The following is a 21133-nucleotide window of genomic DNA, read 5'->3' as shown; positions in this document are numbered from 1 at the left end:
CCAGGGCGACCAAGGGAGCGCACGTGACCGACACGCGGATACCGCCCACCGAGCCGGGCGCGGCGCTGCTGCGCGCGGGACGGTTCTTCCGGCCGGGGACCGCCGCACCCGACCTGCACAGCATCGGGCTGGTCGGCGGCCGGGAGGCGGACGCCTTCTACCGGGACCGCTGGAGCCACGACAAGGTCGTGACCTCCACGCACGGCGTGAACTGCACGGGCTCGTGCCGCTGGAACGTGTTCGTCAAGGACGGCATCATCACGTGGGAGACGCAGGCCACGGACTATCCGTCGGTCGGCCCGGACCGCCCCGAGTACGAGCCGCGCGGCTGCCCGCGGGGGGCGGCGTTCTCCTGGTACACGTACTCGCCGACGCGGGTGCGCTACCCGTACGTGCGCGGGGTGCTCCTGGAGATGTACCGGGAGGCGAAGGGGCGCTTGAAGGACCCGGTGCTGGCCTGGGCCGATATCCAGGGCGACCCCGAGCGGCGGCGGCGCTACCAGCGGGCGCGGGGCAAGGGCGGGCTGGTCCGGGCGGACTGGGACGAGGCGGTCGAGATGATCGCCGCCGCCCACGTCCACACCCTCCGCACCCAGGGCCCCGACCGCATCGCGGGCTTCTCCCCCATCCCCGCGATGTCGATGGTGTCGCACGCGGCGGGCGCCCGCTTCCACTCCCTCATCGGCGCGCCGATGCTGTCGTTCTACGACTGGTACGCCGACCTGCCCGTGGCCTCCCCGCAGGTGTTCGGCGACCAGACGGACGTGCCGGAGTCGGGCGACTGGTGGGACGCGGCGTATCTCATCATGTGGGGTTCGAACGTGCCGGTGACCCGGACGCCGGACGCGCACTGGATGGCGGAGGCCCGCTACCGGGGCCAGAAGGTCGTGGTGGTGTCGCCGGACTACGCCGACAACACCAAGTTCGCCGACCAGTGGCTGCACCCGCACCCGGGCACGGACGCCGCGCTGGCCCTGGCGATGGGGCACGTGGTGCTCAAGGAGTTCTTCGTCGACCGTGAGACCCCGTTCTTCGACGACTACGTGCGGCGCTTCACCGACCTGCCGTTCCTGGTGACGCTGACCGAGCGGGACGGGGCGTACGTCCCGGCGAAGTTCCTGCGCGCCGCCGACCTGGGGCAGGGCGGCGACGACGCCCGCTGGAAGACGGTCGTGCTGGACGGGGCGACGGGCCGGGCGGTCGTCCCGAACGGCTCGCTCGGCTTCCGCTGGAACGAGGCGGACCAGGGCCGCTGGAACCTCGACCTGGGGGACGTGCGGCCCCGGCTGAGCCTGCACGGACACGAGATGGCGTCGGGTGTCGAGGTGCTGCTCCCCCGCTTCGACACCGAGGGCGGTGCGCACGGGCAGGGGCGCGGTGACGTGCTGCGGCGGGGTGTCCCGGCGACCCGGCTCGGCGGGGCGACCGGGCCGCTGGTGACGACGGTGTTCGACCTGCTGCTGGCCCAGTACGGGGTGGCGCGGCCGGGGGTGCCGGGCGACTGGCCGGCGTCGTACGAGGACGTGGCGGCGCCCGGCACCCCGGCCTGGCAGGAGACGCACACCTCGGTCCCGGCGGCGGCCTGTGTGCGCATCGCGCGGGAGTTCGCGCGGACCGCGGAGCGGTCCAAGGGCCGCTGCATGATCCTGATGGGCGCGGGCACCAACCACTGGTTCCACTCCGAGACGATCTACCGGACCTTCCTGGCCCTGCTCCAGCTCACCGGCTGCCAGGGCCGCAACGGCGGCGGCTGGGCGCACTACGTCGGGCAGGAGAAGTGCCGTCCGGTGACCGGCTGGGCGACGCTGGCCGCCGCGTCGGACTGGTCGCGCCCGCCGAGGCAGATGATCGGCACCGGGTACTGGTACCTCAACACCGACCAGTGGCGCTACGACCGGTTCCGCGCGGACGTGCTGGCCTCGCCGCTCGGCGAGGGGCGGCTCTCCGGCATGACGGGCGCGGACTGCCTCGCCCTGTCGGCGCGCACGGGGTGGATGCCCTCCTACCCGACCTTCGACCGCAACCCGCTGGAGCTGGGCGAGACCTTCGGCGACCCGGTGGCGAACGCGGTGGCCGAACTGCGGGCGGGCACCCTGAAGTTCGCGTGCGAGGACCCGGACGCGCCGGAGAACTGGCCGCGGATCGTGACCCTGTGGCGGGCCAACCTGCTCGGTTCGTCGGGCAAGGGCGCCGAGTACTTCACCAAGCACCTGCTGGGCACCCAGTCCTCGCTGCGCGCCGAGGAGGCCGCGCCCGGCGAGCGCCCGCGGGACGTCGTCTGGCACGAGGAGGCGCCCGAGGGCAAGCTCGACCTGCTGCTGTCGCTGGACTTCCGGCACACCTCGTCCACGCTCCTCTCGGACGTGGTGCTGCCCGCCGCGACCTGGTACGAGAAGCACGACCTGTCCAGCACGGACATGCACCCCTACGTGCACGCCTTCTCCCCGGCCGTGAGTCCGCCGTGGCAGGCGCGCACCGACTTCGACACGTTCAAGGTGATCGCGGAGAAGCTGAGCGAGCTGGCCGCCGGGCACCTCGGGGTGCGCAAGGACCTGGTGGCGGCGCCGCTCCAGCACGACACCCCGGGCGAGATCGCCCAGCCCGGCGGGGTGGTACGGGACTGGCGGAGCGGGGAGTGCGCTCCGGAGCCCGGGAAGACCATGCCGAACCTGGTCGTGGTGGAGCGCGACTACACGGCGATCGGCGCGAAGTTCGCGGCCCTCGGCCCGCTGGTGGAGACGAAGGGTCTGCCCGCCAAGGGCATCACGCTGAAGCCGGACGAGGAGGTGGAGCGGCTGCGGCTGATGAACGGCGCGGTGCGCGGCGGCCCGGCCGACGGGCGCCCGGCGCTGGACACGGCGGTCAAGGCGGCCAACACCGTCCTGGCCCTCTCCGGCACCACCAACGGGCGGCTGGCCACCCAGGGCTTCCACACGCTGGAGGCGAAGACCGGGCAGGAGATGGCGCACCTCGCCGCCGAACACGAGGGCAAGCGGATCACGTACGCGGACACGCAGGCGGCCCCCGTGCCGGTGATCACCTCGCCGGAGTGGTCGGGCAGCGAGGCCGGCGGGCGCCGGTACACGGCGTTCACGCTCAACACCGAGCACCTCAAGCCCTGGCACACCCTCACCGGACGGCAGCACTTCTTCCTCGACCACGACTGGATGCACGAGCTGGGCGAGGCGCTGCCGGTGTACCGGCCGCCGCTGGACATGAGCCGGCTGTTCGGGGAACCGCAGCTCGGTCCGGACGGCCACCGCGAGGTGACGGTCCGCTACCTGACCCCGCACAACAAGTGGTCCATCCACTCCGAGTACCAGGACAACCTGTTCATGCTGGCGCTGTCCCGGGGCGGCCAGTGCGTCTGGATGTCACCGCAGGACGCGGACGCCATCGGGGTCGCGGACGACGACTGGATCGAGGCGGTCAACCGCAACGGCGTCGTGGTGGCCCGCGCGATCGTCTCGCACCGCATGCCGCCCGGCACGGTGTACATGCACCACGCCCAGGAGCGCACGGTGAACACGCCGCTCACGGAGACCACCGGGAAGCGCGGCGGCGTCCACAACTCGCTCACCCGGCTGCTCCTCAAGCCGACCCATCTCATCGGCGGCTACGCCCAGTTGTCCTGGGCGTTCAACTACCTCGGCCCGACGGGCAACCAGCGCGACGAGGTGACGGTCATCCGCCGCCGCAGCCAGGAGGTCGAGTACTGATGCGCCCGATGGCCCAGATCGCGATGGTCATGAACCTCGACAAGTGCATCGGCTGCCACACCTGCTCGGTCACCTGCAAGCAGGCGTGGACCAACCGGCGGGGCATGGAGTACGTCTGGTTCAACAACGTCGAGACCCGCCCCGGCCAGGGCTACCCGCGCCGCTACGAGGACCAGGAGCGGTGGCGCGGCGGCTGGGAACTGAACCGGCGCGGCGCGCTGAAGCTGAAGGCGGGCGGCCGGATCAAGAAGCTCGCCGGGATCTTCTCCAACCCGAAGCTGCCGGAGATCAAGGACTACTACGAGCCCTGGACGTACGACTACAAGAACCTCACCGACGCCCCGCTCGGCGACGACTACCCGGTCGCGCGGCCCGTCTCGCAGCTCGACGGCAAACCGATGAAGATCGGCTGGTCCTCGAACTGGGACGACGACCTGGGCGGCGCGCCCGCCTACGGCGACCTGGACCCGATGGTGGAGCGGACCCGCCAACAGGCGTCGGACAAGGTGCGATTCGCGTACGAAGAGACGTTCATGTTCTACCTGCCGCGCATCTGCGAGCACTGCCTCAACCCGTCGTGCGTGGCGTCCTGTCCGTCCGGGGCGATGTACAAGCGCTCGGAGGACGGCATCGTCCTGGTCGACCAGGACCGCTGCCGGGGCTGGCGGATGTGTGTGACCGGCTGCCCGTACAAGAAGGTGTACTTCAACCACCGCACCGGCAAGGCGGAGAAGTGCACCTTCTGCTATCCCCGCATCGAGATCGGCCAGCCGACGGTCTGCTCGGAGACCTGCGTGGGCCGGCTCCGGTACCTGGGGGTGGTGCTGTACGACGCCGACAAGGTCACCGAGGCCGCCGAGACCCCGAACGAACAGGACCTGTACGAGGCGCAGTTGAGGCTCTTCCTCGACCCGGAGGACCCGGCGGTGCGGCGGGCGGCCGAGGAGGCGGGGATCCCGTACGACTGGATCGAGGCGGCCCGGCGCTCCCCCGTGCACGCGCTGGTCAGCAGGTACCGGGTGGCGCTGCCGCTGCATCCGGAGTACCGCACCATGCCGATGGTCTGGTACATCCCGCCGCTGTCGCCGGTGGTGGACGCGCTGACGGAGACCGGGCACGACGGCGAGGACGCGGACAACCTGTTCGGCGCGATCGACACCCTGCGCATCCCGCTGGAGTACCTGGCGGAGCTGTTCACCGCGGGGGACGTGGGCCCGGTGCGGGCGTCGCTGGAGAAGCTGGCGGCGATGCGCGCCCACATGCGGTCGGTCAACCTCGGCGAGGACCCCGACCCGGCGGTCTGCGCGGGCGTCGGCATGGGCCCGGAGGAGATCCAGGACATGTACCGGCTGCTGGCGCTCGCCAAGTACGAGGAGCGGTACGTGATCCCGACGGCGGCCGTCGGGGACGCGCACCGGCTGGAGGCGTCGGCGCTGCCGGACACGTGCAGCCTCGACACCGAGGGCGGGCCCGGCATGGGCGGCGACGGGCCGTTCGGCCAGGACTCGGGACGCAGGATGCTGCCGCTGGTGCCGGTGGAGAACTTCCACATCCTGCGCCGGCGGCAGACCGCGGACGACGAGAGGGAGGCCTGATCCCATGCCCGGGTTCGAGGTGCTGTACCAGGCGGCGGCGCTCTGCCTGACCTATCCCGACGACGACTTCCGCGACCGGCTGCCGCTGCTGCGTGAGGCCGCCCCGCAGCTGCGGGCCTTCACCGACCACGCGGCCGTGACGCCCCAGGGCGAACTCCAGGCGCACTACGTGCGGGTCTTCGACTTCAAGAACCGGCACAGCCTGTACCTGAGCTGGTGGACCGACGGCGACACCCGCAACCGCGGGATGTCCCTGGTCCGCTTCAAGGAGCTGTACCGCGCCCACGGCCTGGAGTTCACCGGCGAGGAACTGCCCGACTTCCTGCCGGCGGTGCTGGAGTTCGTCTCGCGCACCGGGGACATCGGCATGCTCACCGAGCACCGCGACGCCCTGGACGAGCTGCGCTCCCGGCTGACCGCCTTCGGCACGCCCTACGCCTGCGTGCTGGACGCCGTGTGCGCCACCCTGCCGCCCGCCTCCACCGGAGCCCGCCGATGAACGTCTTCCTCTGGGGCGTCCTGCCCTACGCCGCCTTCGCCCTGCTGATCGCGGGCCTGGTCTGGCGCCACCGCTACGACCGGTTCGGCTGGACGACCCGCTCCTCGCAGGTCTACGAGTCGAAGCTGCTGAACATCGCCTCGCCGGTCTTCCACTACGGCATCCTCTTCGTGCTCGTCGGCCACCTGATCGGGCTGTTCATTCCCGCGTCCTGGACCCAGGCGGTCGGCGTCAGCGAACACGCGTACCACCTGTTCTCCCTGTACGGCGGCACCCTGGCCGGGGTCCTCACGGTCGCCGGGATCGGGATGCTGGTCTACCGGCGCCGCACCAAGGCACCGGTCTTCCGCGCCACCACCGCCAACGACAAGTTCATGTACGTCTTCCTGCTCGGCGCCATCGTCCTCGGCATGATCGCCAAGCTCTCCGACACCTCCGGCGACGGCTACGACTACCGCAGCACCATCGCGCCCTGGTCGCGCAGCCTGTTCACCCTCAACCCGAAGGTGGAGCTGATGGAGGGCGTGCCGGTGCTGTACCACGTGCACGCGGTGATCGGCATGGTCCTGATCGCCCTGGTCCCCTACACCCGGCTCGTGCACATGTTCAGCGCGCCGCTGCAGTACCTGACCCGCCCGTACGTGGTGTACCGGTCGCGCGACCCCAGACAGCTGGGGCCGCGCCCGGACCGGCGGGGGTGGGAGCGTACGGGCTCCTAGCCGCTAGGCCAGCTTGGCGGTGAGGGTGATGGTGGTGCCGGTCAGGGCCTGGCTGACCGGGCAGTTCTTCTTGGCGTCCTCGGCGGCGGCGGTGAACGCGTCGGCGTCGAGGCCGGGGACGGTGCCCTCCACGGTGAGGTGGATGCCCTTGATGCCCTCACCGGGCTGGAAGGTGACGTCCGCGGAGGTGGTGAGCTTGGTGGGCGGGGTGCCGGCGCCGGCCAGGCCGTGCGACAGCGCCATGGAGAAGCAGCTGGAGTGGGCGGCGGCGATCAGCTCCTCGGGGCTGGTCTTGCCGTTCGCCTGCTCGGCGCGCGACGGCCACGACACCGGCTGCTCGCCGATGCCGGACGAGTCGAAGGTGACGACACCCTTGCCCTCGAGCAGGTTGCCTTCCCAGACGGTGTGTGCGGAGCGCGTGGTTGCCACGGCGGGTCCTCTCGAATTCGCTTGCTGTACTGGGGCGATGGAAGCCCGTGCCCGGGTTCCCGCCCCCATCCGATCACACTCCGGCTCAGCTCACCCGGAAGACCGGCCCCCGGGCCGTGAACGGCAGCCGCGCGCCCTGCGGGATCAGGTAGGCGTGCTCGCGCCGGACCCGCAGCACGTCGCACCAGCCGTCCGTGATGACGAGGACCGGCGCGGCGGGCGGGAAGTCGTCCGCGCGCAGCAGCAGGTCGACGCCGGGCTGGAGCACGGTGCCGCCCCGGCCGTGCACCCGCACCCGGCCGGCGATGTCGGTCACGGGCAGGTAGCCGGCGTCGTGCGGGGCCGCGTCGCAGAACACGACGCGGGCGGCGGGGACGTCGCGGGCCTCAGCGTAGGACGCGATGGCGCCGAGCGCCTTGCCGAGCAGCCTGCGGTCCATGGAGCCGGAGGTGTCCAGGACGACGCCGAAGGTGCAGCGGGCGATCTCCTCGGGCGGGAAGTAGCGCCCGGCGCGCGGGATGCCGGGGGTGGCCGCCTGGCGGCGGGAGGGGCGCGCGTACGACCGTACGGGCTCCGGGCGGGGCACGAACTCGTCGAACCAGCGGGCGAGGCGCGCGTCCCAGGGCAGCGGCGGATGGCTGAGGGCGCGGATCTCCTCGACCAGGCCGCCGGGCAGGTAGCCGCGCTCCTGCTGCCGGTGCAGGTCCAGGCCGTGGGCGAGGCCCCGGCGGTAGAAGCCGTCGAGGTCGACGTAGTCGCGGGGCGAGCCCAGCGGGGCGCCGAGGACGTCGCCGACGCCCTTGCCCCGCAGAGTGGCCAGGCGGCGCTTGCGGCGCAGGTCGCCGGCGATGCGGTCGTAGACCTCCTCGGCGGACAGGCCGGCCAGCGCCGGGTCGTGCAGCAGGCCCTCGGGCATGGCGCCGACCCGCATCTCGACCAGCCAGCCGTTGACGACGTAGTCGCAGGCGACGTTGAAGAGGTACGGGTCGCGGGTGCCGCAGCGGTCGCCGTGGCGCAGGGCGGCGTGCAGCATCTCGTGGGCCAGGATGAAACGCCATTCCTCGTCGTCGTACCGGCGCAGCGGGTTGACGTAGATCTCGCCCGCCTCGGCGTTGACGGCGGCGATCGAGATGCCGTGGGCGCGGGCGAGTTCGGCGTCGGCGACGAGGGTGATGCCGGAGGCGATGCCGCCGAGCAGCGGGTAGGAGGAGACGAACCAGCTCAGGGCCTGCTGCCAGGGGTGCAGGCGGGTGGGGCCGCCCAGCATGTCGTCGCGCCGGCCGCCCGCGAGGTCCAGGGCGGTGGACATGGTGCGGGTCAGCGCGTGCGCGAAGGCCAGCTGCCAGTCGGGCACCTGCCCGTTCCAGCCGTCCCAGGGCGAGAGCAGCTGGTCGGGTTCGCCGCCCGCGGTGCCGCAGTGCTCGTACGCCGCCGGGATGCCGCCCTCGCGGCGCCAGGCGGCGGCGATGCGCTCCTCGTCCCCGTCGGGGTAGGTCGGCGGCAGGTCGTCGGGGGTGCGGCCGACCGGGAAGGTCTGGAGGAACCGGTTGACGACGACGCAGCGGGCGGCGAGGTCGTAGCGGTCGGGCTGGACGCGCTCCCCAGTGGCGGCGGGCACGTGGCCGAAGCCGAGGTGGATGAGGCCGTGGGCGATGGCCCAGGCCCATTCGGCGGGCTCGGCGCGGCGGGTGGGGTGCAGATGGACCCGGCCGTTGGAGCTGACGCGGACGAGTCCCTGCCGGGGCGCGACCTTGCACTCCGCCTCCCGGCACCACTTGACCTCCATCGCCGCGAGCGCCGGGTTGGCCCACACCAGCTGCACGCCCTTGGCGCAGTCCTCGGCGGCCGGGTCCTTCTTCTGCTGCTGGTCCTGCTTGCGGGCGCGGCTCACCGCCGCGCCTCCACCAGGCGGGGCATGTCCCGTGCCGCCTCCACCAGGAACCACGCGGGCAGCACCGGGTTGCCGTCGGGGTCGGAGGCGATGACGGTCTGGGCGACCTCGACGGATATCTCGGCGAGCTGCACGAGCAGCGACTTGGCGCGGTACGCGGTCTGGCGTCCGTTCGCCGACATGTGCTCCTTGCTCGCGGGCAGCTCCTTGACCAGCCGGCCGCGGAACGACTCGGCGAGGTAGTAGAGCAGGTCGCGGTCCTGGAGGCCCTTGGGCCAGCGCGCCTCGCCCTTGAGGATCGCCTCGATGCCGAACCGGCTGCGGACGATCTTGACGTAGCCGCAGAAGGCGGTCGCGTGCGCGGGCGTCAGCGTGCCGTGCGCGAGGACCTTGAGGGTCTCCTCGTCGAGGTCGCGGCCGAAGGAGTGCAGGGCGTCGGAGAGCATGTGCCAGGAGCGCGGGGTGGAGAAGGGCTCCTCGGTCTTGGGCGGCTTGGACCACAGGTGGTCGGGGCGGTCGGTGAGGTGGTCCGTGATCCAGGGGTGGATGCCGTGCTCAGCGGCCCAGACGAGCCAGTCCTTCGCCGAGGCGTCCAGGTGGACGTGGGTGAGGCGGTTGACCAGCGCGGAGGCGATGGGGCGGGCCAGGGCGTTGTCGGTGGCGCGATTGCCGGCGCCGATGACGATGGAGCCCTTGGGCAGCTCGTAGTTCCCGACACGGCGGTCGAGGATCAGGGAGTAGAACGCCTTCTGCACGTCCGGGGTGGCCGCGTTCAGCTCGTCCAGGAACAGGCAGTACGGCTCGTCGCGGGCGATGGACTCGGGCGGGCAGAACACCGACCGGCCGTCCCGGATCTGCGGTACGCCGATCAGGTCCTCGGGCGCGAGTTGGGTGCCGAGCAGGCTCACGCACTCCAGGCCCAGCGAGTCGGCGAACGCCCTCACCAGGGAGGACTTGCCGATGCCGGGTGCGCCCCACAGGAAGACCGGCCGCACGGTGGCGAGGCCGAGCAGCAGTTCCGGGAGACGGGCGGGAGTGACGGTGACGGCTGCCTGCACGCAGGGGCTCCTGGGCGATCAGGGGGAAGGTGACCGCACCAGTGTGGGTTCCGAGGCGCCCGCACGCAGCCGAATTACGGTGCGGCGGGCCCTTCCGCGCGCCGCCTGCGGGCCGCCATCACCGCGTAGACCAGCACGCCCGCGAAGAGGAACAGCACACCCTGGTACACCGCCGCGTAGCCGGCGCCCGCGACGAGCCACAGCGAGAAGGCGGCGGCGACCGCCGCGATCACGCCGTCCCGGACCAGGCGGGCCCGGTCGACCTTCTCGCCCTGGCCGGAGACGAGGTGGAAGATCTGGGCGGCGGCGGCCAGCAGGTAGGGCACGGTCGCGGTGAAGGTGGTGACGAGGACGAGGACCTCGAAGACCTTCGCCGAACCGGACGTGTAGTTGTAGACGGTGAGCAGGGAGGCGAGGACGACGGTGACGGCGACGCCGGTCGTGGGGACGCCCCGGCGCCTGCGCGCGAACGCGGCGGGGAAGAGGCCGTCCTTCGCGGCGGCGTACGGGGTCTGGGCGCTGAGCAGGGTCCAGCCGTTGAGGCAGCCGGTCATCGAGACCAGGGCGGCCAGCGCGACGGCCCAGCCGCCCCACGCGCCGCCGAACATGGCGTTCACGGCGTCGGAGAAGGGCGCGGTCGAGGTGACCAGGCGGTCGTGGGAGACGGTGCCGAAGACCGAGAGCGTGCCCAGCAGGTAGACGAGGGCGGCGCCCGCGGTGCCGATGACCGTGGCGAGGCCGACCGTGCGGCGCGGGTCCTTCACCTCGCCGGCGCTGACGGCGGCGGACTCCACGCCCAGGTAGGAGAAGAGCAGGATCGCGGCGGCGGCGGAGACCGCGCCGATGCCGCTGGAGCCGCTCGCGTTGAACGGGCCGAGGTTGTCCGGGTCGAAGAAGAACAGCCCGCCGACCGCGACGAGCAGCAGCGGCGCGAACTTCAGCACGGTGGCGACGAGCTGCACGGCGCCCACGTACCGGGTGCCCGCGAAGTTGGCGAGCGCCGGGAGCCACTGGATGACCAGCGCGGCCAGACAGGCGGTCCAGCGGTGGTCGTTGACCGGGATCAGGACGTCGAGGTAGCCGACGGCGGCGACGGCCAGCGCCGCGTTGGACACCCAGGTGGTGATCCAGTACGCCCAGGCGGCGAGGAAGCCGGCGAAGTCGCCGAAGGCGCCGCGGGCGTAGACGTAGGGGCCGCCGGTGCGCGGGTCGCGGGCGGCGAGGCGGCCGAAGACCAGGGCGAGCGCGATGGCGCCGACGGTCAGGACGCCGAAGGCGAGCAGGCTGATGGTGCCGAAGGGCGCGACGGAGGCCGGGAGCAGGAAGATGCCGCCGCCGATGATGTTGCCCATGACCAGGGCGGTGGCGACGGGGAGCCCGAAGCGGCGGGCGTGCCGGCCGTTGCCGGAGGTGGGGTCGGGGGCCGCGGGGGTCTCCTGCGGTTCCGGAGCCGGTGGGGGGACGGTCCCGGTGACGTGCATGGGGTGGTGCGCCTCTCATGGAACTGTGGCCCGGGATCGCCGGGACGGCGCCCATGGTCGGGCACGGTCCGGCGCACCTCAAAATCAGGCGCTTTTCTCCTGCACGAACCCGTCCGCGACGGGAAAAGGTGCGTTCTCGACGACGTTCGGCCGTGGATCTTCCACCGGCACCTGCGGGCCGTTGGACTCGCGCAGCCAGCGGCGCAGCACCTGGTGGACGTGTTCGGCGCCGACGATCTCCGTGCCCTCCTCGACCGGGTCGGACAGCACGGCCGGTGACAGCAGGAAGGCGTGCGACTGGGCGCCGCCGAGGCCGCCGTGGGAGCCGATCTGCTCCTCGAACGCGAGGACCTCGCCGTCGGCCGGGTCGTGGAAGGAGTTGACCATGATGTCGGCGGTGTGCGGGAAGGAGTGCGTGCGGCGTACGGCGTCGGCGGCGCCGGGGCCGAAGGGGGCGAGCGGGCCGGGGTCCTCGTCGAGCCGGTCCAGGGGTATCTCGGCGCCGTGCGCACCGAGCACCAGGCCGCCGTGCTGCTCGCTGCGTACCAGCAGGAAGCCGATGCCGGGGTGGTTGGCGAGGGTCGGCAGCAGCGCGGGGTGGCGGGCGTCGATCTCCTCCCTGGTCATCCGGTGCGGCACGTCCGGGAAGGAGACCAGGCCGAGGTTGCCGGAGGCCAGCACGATCGGCTCGGAGCGGCGGCCGGTCGGGGTGTCGGCGGGTCTCTGCTGGGCGGCGCCCTCCTCGACGGGGCGGTGCAGGGCGGCGCGGACGGTGTTGCGGGCCTCGGCTCCGCTGCGGGTGCGCTGGGCGCGGCGCGGCACGGGCAGCCCGCAGCCGGCCCGGACCAGGTCGCCGAGGGTGAGGCCGTAGCGGGTGCGGAAGGTCTCGCCGGGGCTCTGGCCGTGGTCGGAGAGGAGGACGATCCGGTAGGAGCGGGGGGCCTGGTCGGCGACCTTCTCGATCAGCGCGAGGGACCGGTCGAGCCGCCGGAGGACGTTGAGGGCGTCCCGGCCGTGCGGCCCGGAGTGGTGCGCCACCTCGTCGTAGGCCACGAGGTCGGCGTAGACGGCGGTGCGGCCGGCGAGCATGTCGCCCATCACCGCGGCGACGACGACGTCGCGTTCGACGACGGTCGCGAAGGCGCGGACGAAGGGGTAGAGGCCGCCGCGGGAAACGCGCGGGCGGACCTTGTGGGCGCGGGCGCGGGTGGACTGGCCGATCTCCCGGCCCACCTCGGCGACGAAGGACATCGCGGTGCGGACGGCGTTGGCCGGGTCGGAGAAGTAGGCGAAGTAGCCGGACCTGGACCGGGTCTCGGGGCTGCGGCGGCGGGTGGCGATGGACAGCACCAGGGCCTGTTCGTCGGCGCCGCCGCCGAAGAGGTTGCCGCGGCTCGCGCCGTCCAGGCTGAGCAGCCCGCCGTCGCCGGTGCGCCGGACGGCGCGGTGCTGGAGTTCGGCGGCGCTGGTCGGCCGGTTGCAGACCATGACCTCGCCGGTGTCCTTCTCGTACCAGCGGAAGGCGGGCACGTCGTGGTTGCTGCCGTGCAGGATGCCGAGTTGGCTGGCGCCGGTCTGGCTGGACCAGTCGGTGCGCCACGGGGCCAGCCGGTGGCTCGCGGACGCGCCGTGGCGGCCGAGCCAGCGGGCGACGGTGGGCATGGCGCCGGTGTCGACGGCGTCGAGCAGGACGTCGTGGCCCACGCCGTCCAGTTGCAGGAAGACGATGCCCGGGCCGGCCGGGCAGGGCGGGCCCGATCTGCGGCGGCGGTCGGCGAGGCGGTAGAGCCGGCGCCGGTAGGCGTCGTCGCCGCGCACGGTCAGGGCGCCGCCGGTGGCGGAGGCGACGGCGGACATGACGGCGGCGACCACGACCGCGGTCTCGGGGGCGACGCCGCCGCGGCCGGCCGGGTTCACGTCGATCGCGAGGAGCAGCAGCCCGCCGTTGAGGAAGAAGACCAGCAGTCCGAGGACGAGCGCCGGCACCAGGAGCAGCAGGCGGACCATGAGCGGCCACACCACGGCGGAGAGCAGCCCGAAGGCGCCCGCGCCGACCGCGGCGGTCATCGCGATGTCGGTCGCGCTGTCCCCGTCGGGCGACTGGAGCCGGAAGTCCGGCAGGATGCCCGCGAGCACGAGCATGGTGAGGGTGGACACGGCCCACACCGCGACCATCCGCCCGATCTGACTGGCGACCCGGCGCCAACGGCCTCCACCCACGCTCCGCACACCTCACGTCCCGGCCCGTCGTCCGGGCCTTCCCCACCCTGCCACAACGCTCCGGGGCACCCGTTTGTCCCCCTGAGCCCGGTTCACACCCCGAAAGGGTGGTCAGCGGCCGTCGTATCCCGCCGTGGGCATGGACAGCCTGCGGTGTACGCACGCCTTCATCCGGGCGTCGTAGGCCGGTTCCGCGTGGCCGACGGTCTCGACGCGGGCGCCGCGCCGCGCGCACTCCGCGGTGAAGTCGTCGACGGAGGCCAGCGCGCTCTCCAGCACTCGTCGGCTGGGGGCCACGAACAGGTCGTGGCCCGGGCGGACCCCGTCCCACAGGGCGTCGTGGTCCGGCCGCAGGCCGCGTACCAGCAGTTCCCTGGCGACGACGTAGCCGTGTTCCGCCGCCCAGCGGGCGCACATGGCGTGCTGGCTGCGGGAGTCGACCAGGAACGGATCGTCGTCCAGCAGTTCCAGCGGCGTCAGACTCGCGATCGCCGTCACCCGCACCGGCCCCATGGTGTCCCCCTCACCTCCCGTTTTCGCCGCCGACCCTACTCCTGGACGTAGGCTTCGGGGAGTCGCGCGAAGGAGGCAAAGAGGTGCCGGTGGAGCTCACGTGGTGGGGTCACGCCACCTGCACGGTCGAGGACTCGGACATCCGTGTGCTCACCGATCCTCTGTTCGCCCGCCGCCTCGCCCATCTGCGCCGCAGGCGGGGCGCGGTGCCGCCGCCGGACGCCTGGCGCGCGGACGTGGCGCTGGTGTCCCATCTGCACGCCGACCACCTGCACGTGCCGTCGCTCGCGCGGCTCGCGCCGGGCACGCGCCTGCTCGTGCCCCGGGGCGCGCGACGGGCGGTGCCGGGGCTGCGGCGGCTCGGACACCTGGACGTGGCGGAGGTGGCGCCCGGCGACGTGGCGCACGTCGGGGACCTGCGGATACGGGCGGTGCCCGCGCTCCACGACGGGCGGCGGCTGCCGGTCGGACGGCACCGCTCCCCCGCGCTCGGGTACGTCGTCGAGGGCGAGGCGCGGACGTACTTCGCCGGGGACACCGGTCTGTTCGACGGTATGGAGAAGGAGGTCGGGCCGGTCGACGCGGCGTTGTTGCCGGTGGGCGGCTGGGGCCCGTACCTGGGGGCGGAGCATCTGGACGCGGGGCGGGCGGCGGAGGCGCTGACCCGGCTGGCGCCGCGCACGGCGGTGCCGGTGCACTACGGCACGTACTGGCCGATCGGGATGGACGCCGTGCGCCCCCACGAGTTCCACACGCCGGGCGACGAGTTCGTGCGCCTGTCGGCGCTGCGCGCGCCGGGGGTCGCCGTGCACCGGCTGGGGCACGGCGAGAGTGTGCGGGTGGAGGTCGCGCGGTGAACTGGCTGGACGCCGCCACGACGAGCATGACGAGCATTCCGACGGAGCCGACGCAGCAGGCGTTCGGGTATCCGTCGCTGTTCCTGCTGGTGCTCATCGGGGCGCTGGTGCCGGTGGTGCCGACGGGCGCGCTGGTGAGTTCGGCGGCCGTGGTGGCGATGCACCAGACGCTGCCGTTCTCGATGCTGATGGTGTTCGCGACGGCGTCGCTGGCCGCGTTCTGCGGGGACATGGCGCTGTACTGGCTGGGCCGGCGCGGGGTCGGCTCGAAGAACGGCTCGCGCTGGCTGGAGGCGATCCGGTCCCGGGCGCCGGAGGACCGGCTGGAGCAGGCGCAGGACAAGCTCGCGGAGCACGACGTCGCGGTGCTGGTGCTGTCCCGGCTGGTGCCGGCCGGCCGCATACCGGTGATGCTGGCCTGCCTGCTCGCCGAGTGGCCGCTGCGCCGCTTCGCCCGCGGCAACCTGCCCGCCTGCCTGGCCTGGGCGGTGACGTACCAGTTGATCGGCGTCCTGAGCGGCGCCCTGTTCAGCAAGCCCTGGGAGGGCGTGGCCGCGGCCATCGCCCTCACCGTCCTGGTCAGCGTGGCGCCGGGAGTGTGGCGACGGTTCCGGGGGCCGGCTAAGGCGTAGGGCTCCGCGGGGCGGGAGGAGGGGGCGCCCGGAGAAGGGGCGGCTCGTGGGTCACTCCAGCACCCGCGACCCGCCCACCGGCAGGTCCCACAGGTGGTCCCGGGGCAGGCCCGCCTGGTGCCAGGCGGCGCGGGTGCGGGTGAGGGGCTCCAGTACCGGTTCCGCGGAGAGGACGAACGTGCCCCAGTGCATCGGCGCCATGCGGCGGGCGCCGACGTCCTGGGCGGCCCGGACCGCCTCCTCCGGATCGCAGTGCACGTCGCTGAGCCACCAGCGGGGGTCGTAGGCGCCGATGGGGAGCAGGGCGAGGTCGATACCGGGGTAGCGGCGGCCGATCCGGGTGAACCAGTGGCCGTACCCCGTGTCCCCGGCGAAGTACACGCGCCGGCCGTCGGGTGCGGTGAGCACCCAGCCGCCCCACAGGCTGCGGCAGGTGTCGACGAGGCTGCGCTTGGACCAGTGGTGCGCGGGAACGAGGTCGAACCGGACGCCGCCCAGCTTGGTCGCCTCCCACCAGTCCAGCTCGGTGACGCGCGTGAAGCGGCGGCGGTGGAACCAGCGGCCCAGCCCGGCGGGCACCAGGACGGGGGTGTCGCGCGGGAGCCTGCGCAGGGTGGGGGCGTCCAGGTGGTCGTAGTGGTTGTGGCTGATGACGACGGCGTCGACGCGGGGCAGGGCGCTCCAGGCGACGCCCACGGGGGTGACCCGGGCGGGGGTGCCGAGGATGCGGCGGGACCAGACCGGGTCGGTGAGCACGGTGAGGCCGCCGATCCGCACCACCCAGCTGGCGTGTCCTGCCCAGGTGACGGCGACGGTGTCGGCGTCGACGCGGGGCAGCGGGCCGGGGGCGTAGGGCAGCCGGGGGATGTCGGCGAGGGCCTCGCGGCCGGGTCTCACCGCGCCCTCGCGGGCGAATCTGGCGAGGGCCTTCAGGCCGGGCAGCGGCGCGGTCAGCCGGTCGTGGAAGGTGCGCGGCCATACGCGGTGTTCGGCGGGCGGCCGGGGATCGGCGAGCGGCGGGTACGAGGGGGCCCGGGAGGACGTGTCCGGCGGCGCGGCGGTGTCCTCGGTGGACGCGGGGGTGCTCGTGGTCGACCGGGGCTGCTGCGTCATCGAGGAGGCTCCCATCGCTGAGCGTCGCGCAGATCGCCGAAGACCGACCCGAGAGCGGTCAACGCGCGTCGCACGTGTGGCAGTTCCAACGGGTCCGGGGACGTGAGGCATTCCGCGCGCTGTTCGGCGGTGCCGGTGCCGAGCAGCGGGCCGGTGGCGAGCCGCACGCGCAGGGCCGCGAGGTCGTCGCCGAAGCGGTGTCCGCCGGGAGCGGGCATGCCGAGCCGGGCGGAGAGGAAGTCCTCCAGTTCCTGGGCGTCGCCGACGCCCTGCGCGCCGAGGGCGTCGCGCAGCGGGCCGAGGTCGGCGTACAGGTGGCGCCCGGCCTGCGGGGGCCGCGCGGTGGCGCCCGCCGCCACGACGGCCGCGTGCATGGCGGCGGCCACGCGCGCGTGCAGGCGTACGGCGGCCGACCGGCGGGCGGTGACCGGCTCGGGTTCGTCGAGCGCGTACCCGGCCGCGGCGGCGACGGGCGCGGCCACGCCCGCGCCGAGGGCGGTGAGCACGTCGAGCACGCGCGCGTGCAGGCCGTCGCCGGCCGCGGACGCCGGGAAGCGGGCGACGGCGGCCGGCCAGCCGGGCGGCAGCAGTCCCCCGGCCAGGTCCGTGACGACGGTGACCCGCTCGGGCAGCATCTCGGCGGGACTGAGCAGCACGGTGGCGTGCGGGTCGTGCAGGGTGTCCCGCCAGGTCTCGTCGCTGACCAGGTGCAGTCCCTCCCCGGCGGCGGCCTCGACGGTCTCGTGCAGCAGTTCGGGCGGCGCGACGGTGCCGGTGGGGTCGTCGGCGACGGCCAGCACGAGCAGGCGGGGGGCGCCGCCCTCGGCGCGCACCCGGCGGACGGTCTCCAGGAGGGCGTACGGGTCGGGGACGCCGCCGCTCTCGGCCGAGGTCGGGACGTGGAAGACGGGGCTGCCGAGCAGCCGCGCGTCCGGTGCCCACCAGGCGGCGCAGGGGCGGGGCACCAGGACGTCGCCGCCGAGCGCGGCGGTCAGCGCCAGCAGCAGGGCGTGCGCACCGGGGGCGGCGGCCACCTGGCCGGGCTCGGTGGGCAGGCCGCGCCGGTGCCAGTAGCCGCTCGCGGCGGCCGTGAGGGCGGGGGCGCCGCCGACCGGTTCCCCTTGGGCGCGGTCCGCGGCGGCGGCGAGTACGGCGGACAGCTCGGGCAGCACCGGCAGCCCGTCGTCGGGCAGATGGGGGCCGTACCGGACGGGGCCGTGGCCCACGGCGTCGTCGCCTTCGGGGTCCGTGCGCCGCATGCGTACCTCCGCGCGGGTCCGTACTGCCGCTCACCGGTCGTTGATCCCAGTACCCATCCGGCACGCGAGCCATGACTCCGGCCCCGGTCGCGTGTGTCCGCGCACGACGGTGGCCGCCCGGCTCAGCGCTCCCCGTCCTCCCCGCGCAGCCGGAGCCGCAGCCGGTGGGCGGCGGCCGCGCACGCGCCCGCGATCAGGACGCCGCCCGCGGCCAGGGCGGGCACCGAGTCGGTGAAGGTGCCGCCGGCCCCGGCCCGCACCCCGTGTTCCGCCTTCCCACCGACGCAGGACTTCCCGGCCTCGGCGGACTCACCGTGCGGGGCGGCGGTCCCGGGGCACGGCGGCTCGGTGGCGCAGGACGTGCCGTGGGTGGGCTTCCCGCCGTGCGGGGCGGTGGACGGGGGGCACGCGGGCTTGGCGGTGCCGCTCTCCCCCGCCGTGCCACCCGGCACGTTCATGGTGGCGCTCCACGGGTCGCCCTCCCCGCCCGCCTCGTCCGGGCAGGAGCCGTCGACGGTCCAGTCCTCCTCGGCGCCCTCCGCGTCCGCCTCGCTCCCGAAGTCCTCGGCGGCGGCTATCCGGGCGGTCCCCCGGTAGGCAGGACCGGCGCCCGTCCCTCCCTCTCCCTCCACCTTGCGCAGCGCGACGGTGCCCTCGTCGAAGGCCACGGAGGTGGCGTCGAGGGTCGCCGGCGCGGAGCCGCCGGTCGGGGCGCACGAGACCGACACGGTGACGGTGCCGCCCGGGACCACGTCGGCCGGGCTGACCTCGGCGGCCGCCCGGCCCGCCGCCGGAGCGAGGGGCTCCTCGGCGAGCGGCGGCGGTACGGGTTCCTCGGCCACCGGCGGCGGTACGGGCTCACCGGCGCCGGCGGGCGGCGGAGGGACGCCGGGATCGGCCGCGCTCGGCCCCGCGAGGGCGCCGAGGGCGGCACTGGCCAGGACGGCCACGGACAGGGCGCGGGCAGTGCGGCGCATGGGGCGGGCTCCTTCGAGCTGCGGCGGCGGGGGCACGGCACTCGCGCCCCTCGGCCATCACAGCCCGCCCGCCCCGGGTGCGCGCGCCACCCTGCGCCGTTCGCGCGAACGCGACCCCCGGGCGGGTGAGCCCGAGGTTTCGGAGCCCGGAATCGCGGTCCCGGACCGGCGCGCGGGCTCCCTCAGGCCCCCGGATCCCGCAGCACCTGCTCCCGCACCCGGTCGCAGCAGCGGCTGATCAGGCGGGAGACGTGCATCTGGGAGATGCCGAGCTGCTCGGCGATGCGGCTCTGGGTCATGTCGTCGAAGAAGCGCATGTACAGGATGGCGCGCTCCCGGTCGGGCAGGGCGGCCAGGCGCTCCTTGACGGCCTCGCGGTCCACGACGGTGTCGAGGGCCGGGTCGGGCCCGCCGAGGGCGTCACCGAGCGAGAACCCGTCCTCGCTGCCGGGCAGCTCGGCGTCCAGGGACAGGGCGGTGAAGCTCTCCAGCGCCTCCAGACCGACCCGGACGTCCTCCTCGCTGAGGTCGGCGTGCTCGGCGATCTCGGTGACGGTGGGCCTGCGGCCCGGGATGGTCTGGGAGAGCTCCTGGCGGGCGAAGCGCACGCGGTTGCGCAGTTCCTGGACCCGGCGCGGCACGTGCAGCGTCCACATGTGGTCGCGGAAGTGCCGCTTGATCTCGCCGGTGATGGTCGGCACGGCGTAGCTCTCGAAGGCGTTGCCGCGCTCGGGGTCGTACCGGTCGACGGCCTTGACCAGGCCGAGGGCGGCGACCTGGCGCAGGTCGTCGTAGCTCTCGCCGCGGCTGCGGAAGCGTCCCGCGAGGCGTTCGGCCATGGGCAGCCAGGCCTCCACGATCCGGTCGCGGACCGCGTCGCGCTCCGGGCCGTCGGGGAGGGTGGTCAGCCGGCGGAACGCGTCCGCGGTGTCGGGGGCGTCGTCGTGCGGGTGCTTCACGCTGGCGTGGATCGGCATGTGCGTCGCAACTCCCTCGGAGCGCGGGGGCCGGTCGTCGCGCCGGGCCTGGGCCCTGGGGCGCGGCCCGCGGGGCGGCGGGGGCTCCGGGAACCTCCGGCGCGCGGGCTGCACCGGTACGACGACCCGGCCCATGGGGTCGGGCGGTCTCCGTGGGAGGGCGTCCGGGTCCGGACCGACTCGTCCGGGGCGCATTGGCGCCGCTCCCACGGACGTGCCTCCTGTCCGAAGCACTGATTTTGCCCCTGCCCCCTGAAGCCCGTCGCAAACCCTCGGCGGCACCGCGATGCGCCGAGCCGCCCGGGGGCGGGTCAGCCGGTGCGGGGCCGGCTGAAGCGGACCATGTTCCCGGCCGGGTCGCGGAAGGCGCAGTCCCGGACGCCGTAGGGCTGGTCGACCGGTTCCTGGAGGACCTCGGCGCCGGCGGCCCGGATGTGTTCGAAGGTGGCGTCGACGTCGTCGGTGGTGAAGTTCAGGCCGCGCAGCATTCCCTTCGCCAGCAGTTCGGCCATGGCCTCGCGGTCGGTGGCCGAGGCGTTGGGGTCGGCGAGCGGGGGTTCGAGGACGATGCCCACGTCGGGCTGGGCCGGGGAGCCGACGGTCACCCAGCGCATCCCCTCGAACGCGACGTCGTCCCGGACCTCCATCCCGAGCACGTCCCGGTAGAAGGCGAGCGCCGTGTCGTGGTCGTCGACGGCGATGAAGCACTGCGCGAGGTTGATGTCCATGCGTGTCACGCTACGGGCGGGCGCGCGGGCCCGGCTTCTCCGTTCCTGACCGGTCGGGTGTAGACCTTGGCGACGCAGGCGGGGATGGCGGCGCCGTCGGCGTGGTCGCGTTCCCGGTAGGCGCTCGGGCTCTCGCCGACCAGCTCGGTGAAGCGCGAGCTGAACGATCCCAGCGAGGTACAGCCGACCGCGAAGCAGACCTCGGTGACGGACAGGTCGCCGCGTCGCAGCAGGGCCTTGGCGCGCTCGATGCGGCGCGTCATCAGGTAGCTGTAGGGGGTCTCCCCGTAGGCGGCGCGGAAGCTGCGGGAGAAGTGGCCCGCCGACATGAGGGCGACCCGCGCGAGCGCCGGTACGTCGAGCGGCTCGGCGTACTCGCGGTCCATCAGGTCGCGTGCCCGGCGCAGCCGGGCCAGGTCCTCCAGGCTCGTCACGCCCTTACGATCCCACAGCGCCGGCCGCCACC

At 73.8% G+C, this 21133-nt stretch carries 18 protein-coding genes; 6 read left to right on the top strand and 12 right to left on the bottom strand.

Annotation, left to right across the window (positions count from 1 at the left end; all coding sequences use genetic code 11):
• The first annotated feature begins 23 nt into the window (after window positions 1–23).
• The 4 genes from ACFC1X_RS02110 to narI are packed head-to-tail and all read left to right on the top strand — an operon-like array spanning window position 24 to window position 6532.
• On the top strand, window positions 24–3719 hold the full coding sequence (locus tag ACFC1X_RS02110) for a nitrate reductase subunit alpha (protein ID WP_376347951.1): 3696 nt from the start codon (window positions 24–26) through the stop codon (window positions 3717–3719).
• Window positions 3719–5314: a nitrate reductase subunit beta gene (gene narH / locus ACFC1X_RS02105; RefSeq protein ID WP_376347949.1), complete on the top strand. Its 1596-nt coding sequence runs from the start codon at window positions 3719–3721 to the stop codon at window positions 5312–5314. Before ACFC1X_RS02110 ends, narH begins: the two co-directional genes overlap by 1 nt.
• Before the next feature lie 4 nt (window positions 5315–5318).
• On the top strand, window positions 5319–5813 hold the full coding sequence (gene narJ, locus ACFC1X_RS02100) for a nitrate reductase molybdenum cofactor assembly chaperone (RefSeq protein WP_376347947.1): 495 nt from the start codon (window positions 5319–5321) through the stop codon (window positions 5811–5813).
• Window positions 5810–6532 carry a respiratory nitrate reductase subunit gamma gene (narI, locus tag ACFC1X_RS02095; RefSeq protein ID WP_376347945.1) on the top strand — a complete coding sequence of 241 codons (723 nt, stop codon included), beginning with the start codon at window positions 5810–5812 and terminating at the stop codon, window positions 6530–6532. The genes narJ and narI overlap by 4 nt, the downstream gene beginning before the upstream one ends.
• Window positions 6533–6535: 3 nt before the next feature.
• Here the strand turns inward: narI and ACFC1X_RS02090 are convergent, their stop codons facing one another.
• The 6 genes from ACFC1X_RS02090 to ACFC1X_RS02065 form a co-directional block, all read right to left on the bottom strand.
• Window positions 6536–6961: an OsmC family protein gene (locus ACFC1X_RS02090; RefSeq protein ID WP_376347943.1), complete on the bottom strand. Its 426-nt coding sequence runs from the start codon at window positions 6959–6961 to the stop codon at window positions 6536–6538.
• Window positions 6962–7046: 85 nt separating this feature from the next.
• A complete protein-coding gene (locus ACFC1X_RS02085; protein WP_376347941.1) occupies window positions 7047–8852 on the bottom strand; it encodes a hypothetical protein in 1806 nt (601 codons plus the stop codon).
• Window positions 8849–9910, bottom strand: a complete 1062-nt coding sequence (locus ACFC1X_RS02080) for an ATP-binding protein (RefSeq protein WP_376347939.1) — start codon at window positions 9908–9910, stop codon at window positions 8849–8851. The genes ACFC1X_RS02085 and ACFC1X_RS02080 overlap by 4 nt, the downstream gene beginning before the upstream one ends.
• 74 nt (window positions 9911–9984) lie before the next feature.
• Window positions 9985–11391: an amino acid permease gene (locus tag ACFC1X_RS02075; protein ID WP_376347937.1), complete on the bottom strand. Its 1407-nt coding sequence runs from the start codon at window positions 11389–11391 to the stop codon at window positions 9985–9987.
• Between the two features lie 84 nt (window positions 11392–11475).
• Window positions 11476–13566 (bottom strand): phage holin family protein, encoded by a 2091-nt coding sequence (locus ACFC1X_RS02070; protein ID WP_376348516.1) that lies wholly within the window; start codon window positions 13564–13566, stop codon window positions 11476–11478.
• Between the two features lie 156 nt (window positions 13567–13722).
• Entirely contained in the window at window positions 13723–14124 is a 402-nt protein-coding gene (locus ACFC1X_RS02065) for a hypothetical protein (RefSeq protein ID WP_122618959.1), read from the bottom strand.
• Between the two features lie 83 nt (window positions 14125–14207).
• Between ACFC1X_RS02065 and ACFC1X_RS02060 the strand changes: the two genes are divergently transcribed.
• Together ACFC1X_RS02060 and ACFC1X_RS02055 are read left to right on the top strand one after the other, a co-directional pair.
• The gene (locus ACFC1X_RS02060) at window positions 14208–14981 is read left to right on the top strand and encodes an MBL fold metallo-hydrolase (protein ID WP_376347935.1); all 774 of its coding nucleotides are present in this window, start codon (window positions 14208–14210) and stop codon (window positions 14979–14981) included.
• Window positions 14978–15613, top strand: coding sequence for a DedA family protein (locus tag ACFC1X_RS02055; RefSeq protein ID WP_122618958.1), 636 nt, complete (start codon window positions 14978–14980; stop codon window positions 15611–15613). The genes ACFC1X_RS02060 and ACFC1X_RS02055 overlap by 4 nt, the downstream gene beginning before the upstream one ends.
• A 51-nt stretch (window positions 15614–15664) precedes the next feature.
• Here the strand turns inward: ACFC1X_RS02055 and ACFC1X_RS02050 are convergent, their stop codons facing one another.
• The 6 genes from ACFC1X_RS02050 to ACFC1X_RS02025 all read right to left on the bottom strand — a co-directional run bounded on the left by ACFC1X_RS02050 (window position 15665) and on the right by ACFC1X_RS02025 (window position 21101).
• Window positions 15665–16726, bottom strand: coding sequence for an MBL fold metallo-hydrolase (locus ACFC1X_RS02050; protein WP_376347933.1), 1062 nt, complete (start codon window positions 16724–16726; stop codon window positions 15665–15667).
• Window positions 16723–17985, bottom strand: a complete 1263-nt coding sequence (locus ACFC1X_RS02045) for an aminotransferase class I/II-fold pyridoxal phosphate-dependent enzyme (RefSeq protein ID WP_376347931.1) — start codon at window positions 17983–17985, stop codon at window positions 16723–16725. The genes ACFC1X_RS02050 and ACFC1X_RS02045 overlap by 4 nt, the downstream gene beginning before the upstream one ends.
• Before the next feature lie 122 nt (window positions 17986–18107).
• Window positions 18108–18962 (bottom strand): hypothetical protein, encoded by an 855-nt coding sequence (locus ACFC1X_RS02040; RefSeq protein ID WP_376347929.1) that lies wholly within the window; start codon window positions 18960–18962, stop codon window positions 18108–18110.
• A 182-nt stretch (window positions 18963–19144) separates the two neighbouring features.
• Window positions 19145–19939, bottom strand: coding sequence for an RNA polymerase sigma factor SigF (locus ACFC1X_RS02035; protein ID WP_376347927.1), 795 nt, complete (start codon window positions 19937–19939; stop codon window positions 19145–19147).
• A 311-nt stretch (window positions 19940–20250) separates the two neighbouring features.
• Window positions 20251–20667 (bottom strand): VOC family protein, encoded by a 417-nt coding sequence (locus ACFC1X_RS02030; RefSeq protein ID WP_376347925.1) that lies wholly within the window; start codon window positions 20665–20667, stop codon window positions 20251–20253.
• Between the two features lie 5 nt (window positions 20668–20672).
• Window positions 20673–21101, bottom strand: a complete 429-nt coding sequence (locus ACFC1X_RS02025) for a helix-turn-helix domain-containing protein (protein ID WP_122618953.1) — start codon at window positions 21099–21101, stop codon at window positions 20673–20675.
• Window positions 21102–21133: the final 32 nt, after the last annotated feature.

The sequence above is a fragment of the Streptomyces sp. NPDC056128 genome (assembly GCF_042263835.1).
In the GTDB taxonomy this organism is placed as follows: domain Bacteria; phylum Actinomycetota; class Actinomycetes; order Streptomycetales; family Streptomycetaceae; genus Streptomyces.
The sequence above is the reverse complement of the archived record's forward strand: the minus strand, read 5'-3'. Positions and strand labels throughout refer to the sequence as shown.